Raw genomic sequence first — 12,039 nt, forward strand, 5'->3', positions numbered from 1 at the left:
ATTGCGAGGAGCGAAGCGACGCGGCAATCCAGTCTTTGCTTGCGGCTCTGGATTGCTTCGCTGCGCTCGCAATGACGGCTGAGGGGTCTATCGTCGCCCGAACAGCTTCTCGATATCGCTGAGCTTCAGCTCGACATAAGTCGGCCGGCCGTGATTGCACTGGCCGGAATTCGGCGTGTCTTCCATCTCGCGTAGCAGGGCGTTCATTTCCTCGGGCCGCAGCCGTCGGCCTGAGCGCACCGAGCCGTGACAGGCCATGGTCGCCGCCACGTGCAGGAGGCGGCGCTCCAGCGGCAGCGCCTCGTCCCATTCCGCCATGTGTTCGGCAAGATCGCGCAGCAGCGACGCGGCATTGGTCTTGCCCAGCAGCGACGGCGTCTCGCGCACGGCAATGGCGCCGGGGCCGAAACTGTCGATGGCGAGGCCGTAGCTCGCGAGTTCCTCGGCACGATCGAACAGTTTCTCCACGATGGCCTCGTCGAGTTCGACAATCTCGGGGATCAGCAGGATCTGCCGCTGCACGCCATTGGCGGCCAGCGACGCTTTCAGCCGCTCATAGACGATACGTTCATGTGCGGCGTGCTGATCGACCACGATCATGCCGTCGCGGGTCTGCGCGATGATGTAGTTCTCATGCACCTGCGCGCGCGCGGCACCGAGCGGCCGGTCGACCAGATCGGTCTGCGGCGTCTCTTCAAAACGCACATCGGCCGTGGGCGTGCCGACATCGAAGGCCGCCTGGCCGGGTTCGGCGAGCGCAGCCGAACCATCGAATGCCGGCATGGCACCGACCGGAAAAGCAGGCGAGCGCTTCCATTCCCAGTTGGCATTCGAGCGCGGCGCGAAATTGGGTGTGAAGTTGGGGCGGAACGAGTCCAGCACGGCGCCGTCGCTATTGGCTGCAGTGCGGCGCCCCTCACGGGCGAGGCCTTCCTTCAGCGCATGCACGATCAGTCCGCGCACCAGCCCGGCATTGCGGAAACGCACTTCGGTCTTGGCCGGATGCACATTGGCATCGACCTCCGTTGGGTCGAGCGTGACGAACAGCGCGACAATCGGATGGCGGTCGCGGGGCAGATAATCGGAATAGGCCGCGCGCACCGCGCCGATGATCAGCTTGTCGCGGACCGGACGGCCATTGACGAACAGATACTGTCCAAGCGCATTGGCGCGGGTCAGCGATGGCGCCGCGGCGAAACCTTCAACCACCACGCCTTCGCGCTCGCTGCGCACTTCGATGGCGCTGAGACGAAACTCGGGTCCGAGAATATCGCCAAGCCGCGTCAACTGTCCGGCCGGCCCGGGCAGGGCCGCCGCCCATGTCACCGGCGCGCGTTCCTCGCCGGCCATGGTGAAGGCGATATCCGGCCGTGCCATTGCGAGGCGGCGCACGACTTCGCGGATCGCTTCGGCTTCGGTGCGGTCGGTCTTGAGAAATTTCAGCCGGGCAGGGGTCGCGTAGAACAGATCGCTGACCTCGACGCGGGTGCCCTGCGACAGTGCGGCGGGCGCGATGTCAGACTTCTCGCCGCCATCGACGGTGCGCGACCAGGCGTGCGGCTCCGAGGCGTGGCGTGTGGTGATGCTCAGTCGTGCCACAGAGCCGATGGAGGGCAGGGCCTCGCCGCGAAAGCCAAGCGTGCGGATCTGCAGCAGGTCCTCGTCGTCGAGCTTCGAGGTGGCGTGGCGGTCCACCGCAAGGGTGAGATCGCCATGGGTCATGCCGCCGCCGTCGTCCGTGATGGCGATCTTCCGCCGCCCGCCGCCATCGGTGAAGATCTCGACCCGGGAGGCGCCGGCATCGATGGCATTCTCCACCAGCTCCTTCACCACGCTGGCCGGCCGTTCCACCACTTCGCCGGCGGCGATGCGGTTGACGATGGTTTCTGGGAGCTGGCGAACGGGCATGGATCTCGGGGCGTGGTGACGGGTCGGGATTATGTAGGGAACCTCGAGCGCCATTCTATGGCCCCGGGCGCCTGATGTCCCCGCCGCAGCCCGCTTTTCCCCGGTTCTGGCTTTTTGTTTTGACGCGTTTTCCTGACGCGAACCGGTATCCACTTTGCTCGAAAACGCGTTAAGCGAATCGGCCGCCCTTCTGGATCACCTCGATCTTGTAGCCGTCGGGGTCGGTGGCGAAGAAGAACTGCGCCAGTGTGCGGCCTTCATGTTTGAAATCGCGCAGCGGACCGGGCGCAAGCTTCTCGCCCTCGAACCGGGCATGTTCCGCCGCCACGTCGTCCACGACGACGGCGAGATGGCCGTAACCGTCGCCCAACGCGTAGGGCTCGGTGCGGTCGAAATTCACCGTCAGTTCGAGTTCGAAGGGTGACGAGGGGTGGCGCAGATAGATCAGTGCAAAGTCCGGGAAGGCCAGACGATCGGCGATCTCGAGGCCAAAGGCGCGCTTGTAGAAGTCCAGTGCGCGCGCTTCGTCCAGCACGCGGATCATCGAATGAACGGGTTTGGCCATCGGGGTATTCCTTGAAGAGATGGTTCGGAGTGGTAGCTCCGCCGCTCAGTCGTCGAAGCGCCCGCCGCGGCCAGCCTTGACGTCGCTGCGGCGTTTCTTGCCGTCGAGGCGGCGCATCTTCGAGCCCAGTGTCGGTTTGGTGGCCCGCCGCGGCGCCTGCCGGAAGGCGGCTTCCTGCATCAGCTCCACCAGCCGCTCGATAGCATCGGCCTTGTTGCGCTCCTGAGTCCGGAAACGCTGGGCGTGGATCACGATCACGCCTTCCTTGGTCATGCGCTGGCCGGCGAGGGTGCGCAGCCGGATCGCGGTGTCCTCCGGCAGCGTCAGCTTGCGGCTGTCGAAGCGCAATTGCGCGGCGGTCGAGACCTTGTTGACGTTCTGCCCGCCAGGTCCGGACGCGCGGACGAAAACGATATCAATATCGTCTTCGTCGATGGCAATGGAGCGCGTGATCCGGAGCAGCATTCTGTCTCCGTAGCACAGGATACCGCGTTTTGCTTGGTGCCTCCGTGCGCTTGATCGCAGATCGCAAAGATATGCCCGGGACATAGCGGCAATGCTGGAACTGGCGCCCTGCCGAGGCTTATCGTTGCACCATCAGTCAATCCGGACGTCTCATGACCAAGACCCCCCGCAATATCCTCACCATCGATATCGGCGGTACCCATGTGAAGGTGATGACCAGCCGTGAAGGGATCAAACGCGAATTCGAATCTGGTCCGGACCTGTCCGCGAAGGAAATGGTGCGCAAGGTCAAGGCGCTGGCCAAAGACTGGCGCTATGACGTCGTCTCAGCCGGCTATCCCGGCCCGGTGGCCGGCAATCGTCCGCTCAAGGAGCCACACAATCTCGGCACGGGCTGGAAGGGTTTCGATTTCGAACGGGCATTCCGCAAGCCCACGAAGCTTGTGAACGACGCCATGATGCAAGCGGTCGGCAGCTATGATGGCGGCCGGATGCTGTTTCTCGGCCTCGGCACCGGACTGGGTGCGGCCATGATCATCGATGGTCTGTCCGAGCCGATGGAGCTCGGTCATCTGCCCTATCGTCACAAGACATTCGAGGATTATGTCGGCGCAGCCGGCCTGAAGCGGCTGGGCAAGGAGAAGTGGCGGCAGCGCGTGGCTGATGTCGTTGCTGATCTGACGGCTGCGCTGGAGCCCGACTATACGGTGCTCGGCGGTGGCAATGTGGAGATGCTCGACAAACTCCCGCGCAAGACCCGGCGCGGCGACAACGCGAATGCGTTCAAAGGCGGCTTCCGGCTCTGGGATCCACCGAAGCCCGTGAAGCGCGGCTAGGACCGGCGTGATCCACTGCGTTCGACCAGCTTCACCATGACCTGCAGCGCATGGTTGGTCGGCGTCGGAATCCCATGCTCCAGGCCTTTGCGGACAATGAAGCCGTTGAGGAAGTCGATCTCCGACGGCTTGCCACGCGCGAGATCCTGCGATGTCGACGATTGCTGAAGCGGCATGCTGGCCGCGAGCGCGAGGGTCTTGTCCAGGAGGTCGGCGGGAAGCGACACGCCGCAGGCGCGCGCCACCGCTAGGCACTCGGTAACGGCATTGGTCACGATGTCAGGCACGCCTTCGACCCTGAACATCTCGCCATAGGCGATGCCAGCTACGGCCGATAATGCATTATAGGCGCAGTTGTTGATGAGCTTCGACCACTGCACCGCGTCGATATCGCTGGCGACGGTGGTCGGCACGCCGGCGTCGGACAGCAGCTTCGCCAGCGCGTCGCTCTCGGACGAGGCGCCGATGATCAACTCGCCGCGTCCATTGTGCTTCACATGGCCGGCACCCGGCATCTCGGAGGCCACATAGACCGCTGCAGCGATCACCGGCTGGCTGAGGATGGCGCGCAGGCGCTCGGGATTGTCGACGCCGTTCTGCAGGCTCAGCACGATGGAGCTGGGCTTGAGCACAGGCTTCAGCGCTGTCGCCGAGCCGTCGGTATCGCCGGACTTCACGGCAAACAGAACGATGTCCGGCGGCGCGAGATCGGCGATCTGCGTCACCGCCTTCGCCGCAATGAAACCGTCGAACTCGGCGCTCTCGAACCGAAGGCCGCGTGCATTAATGGCATCGACATGGATCTGGCGTCCGACCAATGTCACGTCATGGCCGGCACGCAGCAGCTTGGCGCCATAGTAGCAGCCGACCGCGCCGGCACCGATCACTGCAATCCGCACGTCGGCGCCTCAGTTTGCCTTAGGTGCTGGGGCTACCGGCGCTGCGGCCGCTTGCGGCGCGCGTCCGACGACGACGGTCAGCAGGCCATCTGCCCACAGCTTCTTGGCTGCAGCCTTGGCCTGGTCCAGCGTCACGGCATCGACCACGGCATTGCGCTTCTCGATGTAATCGATCGGCAGTCTGTCGAGCTGGTATTGCAGCAGTGCGCCGGCCAGTTTCGACGAGGTGTCGAGCGCCAGCATCTGCGAACCCTTGAGATAGGATTTGGCCTCGTCCAGCTCGCGCTGGGTCGGACCCTGCTCGGCCATGCGTTTCACTTCGCTGGTCACGGTATCGACCGTCTCGGTGGCGCGGTCGGCGCGAGTCGCGGTGCTGCCGATATAGATGCCGGAATGCTGCATCCACAGCAGCGAGCCACTGACGGAATAGACCAGGCCGCGCTTCTCGCGCACTTCGTGATACAGCCGCGACGACAGCGTGCCGCCGCCGAGGATGTGATTGACGATATAGGCGGCCATGAAGTTCGGATCGTCGCGTTTGACGCCGGGGCTGCCGAAGGTGATGACCGTCTGCGGCACGTCCAGCGTCACGGATTCCTTCTGCGGCGGCTTGGCTGCCGTGACGTCCGGGATAGGCGTCAGTGTCGCCTTGGCGGGCAGGCCACCGAAGGTCTTGTCCAGCAATGTCGCGAGCGTGTCGGAATCGACGTCGCCGACCACGGCAATCTTCAGCGTGTCCTTGGCAACGATGCGTTGCTTGTAGGCCTTGATGTCATCGACATTGATGGTCGGCACGTCGGTCAGGCTGCCGTTGGACGGTCGGCTATAGGGATGGTCGCCGAATGCCATCTGCAGAAACTTGCGCGTCGCCAGCGAATTCGGGTTCGAGGTTTCGCGGCGCAGGCCGGACATGATCTGCGCGCGGATGCGCTCGACATCGGGAGCGTCGAAGCGTGGCGACGTCAAAGCGAGGCGGGCGAGGTCGAACGCCTCGTCGCGATGCTCTTTCAGCATGCGCAGTGAGCCACGCAGGTAATCGCGCTGGGCGTTGAAGTTGAGCTCGATGGCGCGGCGCTCCATGCGATCGCGGAAGGTCGTGGAATCGAGATCGCCCGCGCCTTCGTCCATCAGGCTGGCCACCATGTTGGCGGTGCCGGATTTATCCTTCGGATCCTGTGCCGCACCGCCGCCGAACGCATATTCCATCGCGATCAGGGGAACGGTTGCATCCTGCACGAACCAGGCTTCGATGCCGCCTGGCGTCACCAGCCGCTGCACCTTGGCGGCGGCGAAAGATGGCGTCACCGTCAGGGTGACGAGTGAGAAGGCGGTGGCGACGGCAATGCCGAGGCGGCCGGCGTTGAAGATGATGCTCACGACCGCTTCTCCTCGCGCTTCGGCGCAGATGTATCCTTGATCAGATAGCCGGTGACCGAGCGCTTCTTGTCGAGCCAGGTCTGCGCGGCTGCGCGCACCTGTTCGGCGGTGACCGCCTTAATGCGGTCGGGCCAGCTACGGATGTCCTCGACGCTGAGGCCCGTGGTGAGTGCCGCGCCGTACCAGCGCGCCAGTGAGGCCTGGCTGTCCTGCGCATAGGTGGCCTCGGCGACGAGCTGCGTCTTGACGCGTTCGAGGTCGGCAGCCGGCACCGGGTTGGTCGCGAGGTCGGCGATCACCGCGTCGATGGTCTTTTCGATATCGGCGAATTCGGTGCCCGGCTTCGGCGAGGCTGAAATCATGAACTGTGCGCTGTCGAGGGCCGTGCCCTGGTAGCTGGCACCGGCATTGATCGCGAGCTGTTTGTCGATGACGAGGGCGCGGTAGAGATATGAGTTCGCGCCGCCGCCGATCAACTGGCCGAGCACATCGAGCGCCTGGCTCTCGCCGGCCGCAGCGGTGGTGGCTGACGGCACCAGATAATAGCGGCGCAGGCTTGTCTGTTCGACACGCGGATCGGCGAGCGTCACCGTGCGCGGCGCGGCGGGCGTCGGCTCCTGTGGGCGCATGCGGCGTTCGGGGATCGCCGGCTGTGCCGGGACCACGCCATAGGTGCGCTCTACCATCGGGCGGATTTCCGCCGGGTCGACATCGCCGGCGATGATCAGCGTCGCATTGTTGGGGGCGTAGAAGCGCTTGTAGAAGGCGAGCGCGTCCTCGCGGTCGAGCTTCTCGATTTCCTGATGCCAGCCAATGATCGGGCGGCCATAGGGATGGTTGAGATAGAGCGCGGCCATGATCTGCTCGGACAGCCGGGCATCCGGGCTGTTGGCGACGCGCATGTTGTATTCTTCCAGCACGACGTCGCGCTCGGGCAGCACGTTCTCGTCCTTCAGCACCAGGCCGGTCATGCGATCGGCCTCGAATTCCATCATCTTGCCGAGCTGGTCCTTGCTGATGCGCTGGTAGTAGCCGGTATAGTCGGTCGAGGTGAAAGCGTTCTCCTCGCCGCCGACGCGCTGCACGGTCTGCGAGAACTCACCGACCGGATGTTTCGCGGTGCCCTTGAACATCAGATGTTCGAGGAAATGCGCGAGGCCGGATTTGCCGGGCGTCTCGTCGGCGGAGCCGACCTTGTACCAGATCATCTGCGTCACGACGGGCGTGCGGTGATCCTCGATCACCACGACCTGCATGCCGTTATCGAGCTTGAACGTGGTTGGCGGCTTCGCCGTCACCGTCTGCGCGCGGGCGCCCGATATGGCGAGGGCTGGAGCCAGCAGCACAGCGACGACTGCGACGGATCGTACGGCAAGTCGGAATGAAGAGGTCATGGCGGGGCTAACAGCTCCAAAGCACGGGGAAAGAAGGCAAAGAGAAAGGCGTGACCAAGCCATCGCGCGGGACACATCCGCGCGTGCTAGCTGATCGCAGTGAAAGGACGTCTTTGGAATGGCAGTGCAAAGGAAGCGCTGCGATCAAAACTTACCCGTCATCGGGTTGATGTTGTAATCGTTCTTCATGGTTTCCTTCGGCCCGGTGCCATAGGCATAGCCCGAGGCAGGCGTCTGGTAACCGGCCGGCGGCTGGGTCAGCGACTCGCGTGTCGGCTCGCCCTTGAATTCGGCGGTCTCACCCTTGTTGCTGCCGAACATGTTCTTGAACAGGCCACCCTCATAGCCGAGCTGCTTCGGGCTCAGCACGATGTTCTTGTTCGGATCGCCTGGTGAGGAATTGTCCACGGCGGACGAGGCGCCACGTGCGCGCTTCGGCGCCATCTCGCGCGGGGTCAACGGCCGCGCGGCTTCCAGCACTTCTTCCGGACGTCCGGTCTTGGCGTTGGCGGCGGCTGCGCGGCGCTGCTGTACATCCGGATCCTTCGGCCAGTTGGCGACAGGCGCAGGGCCCTTGGCGTCCGGCGGCGGCAGGTCGATCTTCGGCGGCACCACCAGCGGCGAGCGCTCGCGGTAATCGATCCCGGTGTTTTCCATATTGGTGCCGCCGAGACCGGTCATGATCTGCTTGATCACCTTCTGCTCGAATGGCTGGTCTTCTTCCTCGGCATCCTGGGCGCGTGCGGCGCCAGCGGACATCACGAGACCAACGCTGAGGGCAGCGGCGGTAAGGCGCAGGGCGCGCGTCCAGGCGCCCGATGAAGTGTGCAGAGCCCAACCGGTTTCGGTCTCGCGCATCGTGTTCATCCTGTTCAAATATCTGGCGGATCGGCAAGAATCCGAAGAATCTTGGTGCGGTTCCGCTGGTATCGCCCTTGGCCTTGCGTATCGGCTGGGATCAGGGCGCTTTTGCGGCGGGTACCGTGAAGAAAGAGTCATACAGCAGGGCCGCTACACCGGCAACAATGGCGACATCGGCAAGGTTAAACACGTACCAGTTGTAGGTCTTGCCTGATATTTCGACGTGCAGCAGGGCGAAATCGACCACGGCGCCATAGGCGAACCGGTCGATGGCATTGCCGATCGCGCCCCCGATGATCAGTCCCAGCCCGATCGTGGCCAGTCTGGTCTCCGATTTCGCCATCCAGACGGCCAGCGCCACCACCGCGATCGCCTTGATGGCCACCAGCACGACCTGACCGGTGGGGCCGGAATCGGAGAACCAGCCGTAGCTGATGCCGGTATTCCAGGCCAGGACGAGATCGAAGAACGGTGTGATCCTGACCAGACCGCGATGGCCGAGATCGAAGGCATAGAGCAGCCACAGCTTCGTCGCCTGATCGAGGATCAGGACGACGATGGCTGCGATCAGCCCGGAGCGGACGGCTGGTTTCAAACAGCCACTCCCAGCGCCTTCCATTCCCGCAGTGCCTGCGCGTCGCGCGGGGTGACGTCGGGATACTCCTTGTCCTCACCCACGGTCGGCAGGATCTTCCACGACCGCGCGCATTTGGTGCCCACGGCTTTTTCGACCACAACGGCCACGCCGGGCACGTCATTCAGCGCGAAGGCGCCTGCGGGCGCTTCGGCATTGGTCAGCATCGCATTCGAGGTGATGCAGATTTCCGCGAGGTCGACGTCAGCCAGTATGGCAAAGATCGCGGGGTCTGTGACATGGATCAGCGGTGAGGCCTCCAGCGACGAGCCGATGTTCTTGGCAGCACGTTCCACTTCCAGCGCGCCGGTGACAACGCGGCGCACATTGCGGATGGTCTCCCACTTCGCGGCGAGCGCCTCGTTACGCCATGCCGGCAGCGTCTTCTGGAACGTTTCGAGATGCACCGACACGGAGCTGCTGCCGTAACGCGACAGCCACGCTTCCTCGGCGGTGAAGCTCAGAATGGGTGCGAACCAGGTCACGATCGAGCGGAACAGGTAGTCGATCACGGTCAGCGAGGCCTTGCGTGTCACCGACGACGGCGCGTCGCAATACAGCGTGTCTTTGCGGATGTCGAAATAGAACGCCGACAACTCGGTGTTCATGAAGGCGGCGAGTGTGGCCACCACCGTCTTGTAGTCGAAATCGGCATAGGCCTGCCGCACAACACCGTCGACTTCAGCGAGACGATGCAGCATCAGCCGCTCAAGCTCCGGCATATCGTCGGCCTTGACGCGATCCTCGTCGCGGAAATGCGCGAGGCTGCCGAGCATCCAGCGCACGCTGTTGCGCAGCTTGCGATAGGTCTCGATGGTGTTCTTGATGATCTCCGGGCCGATGCGCTGGTCGTCGGCATAATCGGTGGCGCAGACCCACAAGCGCAGGATGTCGGCGCCGGAGTCCTTGATGATCTTCTGCGGCTCGATGGTGTTGCCGATCGATTTCGACATCTTGCGACCGTTTTCGTCGAGCGTGAAGCCGTGGGTCAGCACGACGTCGAACGGCGCGCGACCGCGGGTGCCGCTGCTCTCCAGCAGTGACGACTGGAACCAGCCGCGGTGCTGGTCGGAACCTTCCAGATACATGACGGTGTCCGCGCCGCCCTCTACCTTGCGCTTGATGCCGGCAAGGCCGGGGAAGTGCACGGGGTCTTCGAGCACGAAGGCGTGTGTGGAGCCTGAATCGAACCAGACGTCGCAGATGTCGTCGACCTTCTTCCACTCTTCATTGGCAAGCGAGCCGAGGAAATGCTCGCGCGCGCCTTCGGCATACCAGGCGTCGGCGCCTTCCTTCTCGAACGCGTCGGCAATGCGCTTGTTGACGGCCTCGTCCTGCAGGATCTCTGCGGAGCCGTCGCCTTTCTCGCGCACGAATACCGCGATCGGCACGCCCCAGGCGCGCTGGCGCGAGATCACCCAGTCGGGCTTGGTGTTGATCATGCCGTTGATGCGGTTCTGGCCGGTGGCCGGCACCCATTGCGTGACCTTGATGGCTTCGAGGGCACGGTGACGCAGCGTGTCGCCGGACTTCGCCTTGCCGTCGTCCGCCATAGCTCCCGGCTTGCCGGGAGCGTTCACTTCCAAAATGTCCTTGTCCATCGCGATGAACCATTGCGGCGTGTTGCGATAGATCACCGGCTTCTTGGAGCGCCAGGAATGCGGATATTGATGCTTCAGGCGCGCGCGCGCCACCAGCATGCCGCGCTCGACCAGCGCCTTGATGACGGCCTCGTTGGCGTCGCCCTTCTCGCCCTTGTCGTTGATCACGCGCGTGCCGGCGAAGCCCGGCGCCTGTTCGGTCAGCGCGCCGTTCTCATCGACGGTGTAGGGGATCGTGGTCGCGATGCCGCGCTCGGTGAGCTGGCGGCCATTCGACGTCCAGATATCGAAGTCGTCGCGGCCATGGCTCGGCGCGGTGTGCACGAAGCCAGTGCCGGTATCGTCGGTGACGTGATCGCCGTCGAGCAGCGGCACGATGAAGTCATAGCCGCCGGCGAGACCCTTGAGCGGATGACGGCATTCCAGATCCTCGAGGATGTCCGACGACAGCTCGCTGCTCTTCTTCCATGACGTGACGCGCGCCTGCTTGAACACGCTCTCGGCCAGCGCGTCGGCGAGGATCAGCAGATCGCCGGTCTTCAGCCAGTTATCCTCCGGCGCCTCGGTGACTTCATAGAGACCATAGGCGATCTTGCTGGAGAACGAGATGGCGCGGTTGGCGGGCAGCGTCCATGGCGTGGTGGTCCAGATCACCACCGCAGCCTTGGCAAGCCGGCCGAACTCGGCGGCGACCGGGAATTTCACCCACACCGCATCCGACGTGTAGTCCTCATATTCGACTTCCGCTTCGGCCAGCGCGGTCTTCTCGACCACGCTCCACATCACAGGCTTCGATCCGCGATACAGCGTGCCATTGGCCGCGAACTTCATCAGCTCGCGGGCGATCTGCGCTTCGGCGAAATAGTCCATGGTGGCGTAGCGGCCGGCCCAGTCGCCGATGATGCCGAGCCGCTTGAATTCCTCGCGCTGGATGTCGAGCCACTTGTTGGCATAGGCACGGCATTCCTGGCGGAACGCGATCATCGCCGCGCCGTCCTTGAAGTTCGGCTTGACCTTGCCCTTGGAGCGGTAGTTCTCTTCCTCGATCTTCCACTCGATCGGCAGGCCGTGACAGTCCCAGCCCGGCACGTAGTTGCTGTCGAAGCCCAGCATCTGCTGGCTCTTGGTCACCACGTCCTTGAGGATCTTGTTGAGCGCATGCCCGATATGGATGTTGCCATTGGCGTAGGGCGGGCCGTCATGCAGCACGAATTTCGGCTTGCCCTTCGCGGTCTCGCGCAGCTTGCCGTAGAGGTCGATCTCGTTCCAGCGCGCCAGCATTTTCGGCTCGCTGGTCGGCAGGCCGGCGCGCATCGGAAATTCGGTCTGCGGCAAATAGAGGGTCTTGGAATAGTCGTGGGTATCTGATTTGGCGGGCTTGTCGGACATAATGGCTCTGGCTTGCTCGAATGGCGCTGAAACGCGTGAAAACGCGATGAAACTGGACGGTCCCGGTCTTGCGCCGAGCAAAGCTCAGGCGGAAGCCGGGCCGATAATGC

Annotated in this window: 10 protein-coding genes; 1 reads left to right on the forward strand and 9 read right to left on the reverse strand. The window is 63.8% G+C overall.

From position 1 onward, the window contains the following. Positions 1-87 precede the first annotated feature (87 nt). The 3 genes from mutL to arfB all read right to left on the reverse strand — a co-directional run bounded on the left by mutL (position 88) and on the right by arfB (position 2,935). Positions 88-1,908 (reverse strand): DNA mismatch repair endonuclease MutL, encoded by a 1,821-nt coding sequence (gene mutL / locus AB8A23_RS28575; protein WP_439057317.1) that lies wholly within the window; start codon positions 1,906-1,908, stop codon positions 88-90. A gap of 169 nt (positions 1,909-2,077) precedes the next feature. Then, positions 2,078-2,473 carry a VOC family protein gene (locus tag AB8A23_RS28580; protein WP_439057319.1) on the reverse strand — a complete coding sequence of 132 codons (396 nt, stop codon included), beginning with the start codon at positions 2,471-2,473 and terminating at the stop codon, positions 2,078-2,080. Between the two features lie 45 nt (positions 2,474-2,518). Further along, positions 2,519-2,935, reverse strand: coding sequence for an alternative ribosome rescue aminoacyl-tRNA hydrolase ArfB (gene arfB / locus AB8A23_RS28585; RefSeq protein WP_439060428.1), 417 nt, complete (start codon positions 2,933-2,935; stop codon positions 2,519-2,521). Between the two features lie 155 nt (positions 2,936-3,090). Here arfB and AB8A23_RS28590 point away from each other — a divergent pair, with 155 nt between their 5' ends. Beyond that, positions 3,091-3,774 carry an ROK family protein gene (locus AB8A23_RS28590; RefSeq protein WP_439057321.1) on the forward strand — a complete coding sequence of 228 codons (684 nt, stop codon included), beginning with the start codon at positions 3,091-3,093 and terminating at the stop codon, positions 3,772-3,774. Here AB8A23_RS28590 and AB8A23_RS28595 read toward each other — a convergent pair. The 6 genes from AB8A23_RS28595 to ileS form a co-directional block, all read right to left on the reverse strand. Next, positions 3,771-4,673 carry a ketopantoate reductase family protein gene (locus AB8A23_RS28595; protein WP_439057323.1) on the reverse strand — a complete coding sequence of 301 codons (903 nt, stop codon included), beginning with the start codon at positions 4,671-4,673 and terminating at the stop codon, positions 3,771-3,773. The genes AB8A23_RS28590 and AB8A23_RS28595 overlap by 4 nt on opposite strands. Positions 4,674-4,682: 9 nt before the next feature. Then, positions 4,683-6,017, reverse strand: a complete 1,335-nt coding sequence (locus tag AB8A23_RS28600) for a M16 family metallopeptidase (protein WP_439060429.1) — start codon at positions 6,015-6,017, stop codon at positions 4,683-4,685. A gap of 29 nt (positions 6,018-6,046) precedes the next feature. Beyond that, on the reverse strand, positions 6,047-7,444 hold the full coding sequence (locus tag AB8A23_RS28605; RefSeq protein ID WP_439057325.1) for a M16 family metallopeptidase: 1,398 nt from the start codon (positions 7,442-7,444) through the stop codon (positions 6,047-6,049). 144 nt (positions 7,445-7,588) lie between these two features. After that, positions 7,589-8,302 (reverse strand): hypothetical protein, encoded by a 714-nt coding sequence (locus tag AB8A23_RS28610; RefSeq protein ID WP_439057326.1) that lies wholly within the window; start codon positions 8,300-8,302, stop codon positions 7,589-7,591. A 100-nt stretch (positions 8,303-8,402) separates the two neighbouring features. Continuing rightward, entirely contained in the window at positions 8,403-8,924 is a 522-nt protein-coding gene (gene lspA / locus AB8A23_RS28615; RefSeq protein WP_439057328.1) for a signal peptidase II, read from the reverse strand. Then, positions 8,897-11,929 carry an isoleucine--tRNA ligase gene (gene ileS, locus AB8A23_RS28620; RefSeq protein ID WP_439057330.1) on the reverse strand — a complete coding sequence of 1,011 codons (3,033 nt, stop codon included), beginning with the start codon at positions 11,927-11,929 and terminating at the stop codon, positions 8,897-8,899. Before ileS ends, lspA begins: the two co-directional genes overlap by 28 nt. Between the last annotated feature and the right edge of the window lie 110 nt (positions 11,930-12,039).

It is taken from the genome of Tardiphaga sp. 619_E2_N8_4, from assembly GCF_051810905.1.
GTDB classification, from domain to species: Bacteria; Pseudomonadota; Alphaproteobacteria; order Rhizobiales; family Xanthobacteraceae; genus Tardiphaga; species Tardiphaga robiniae.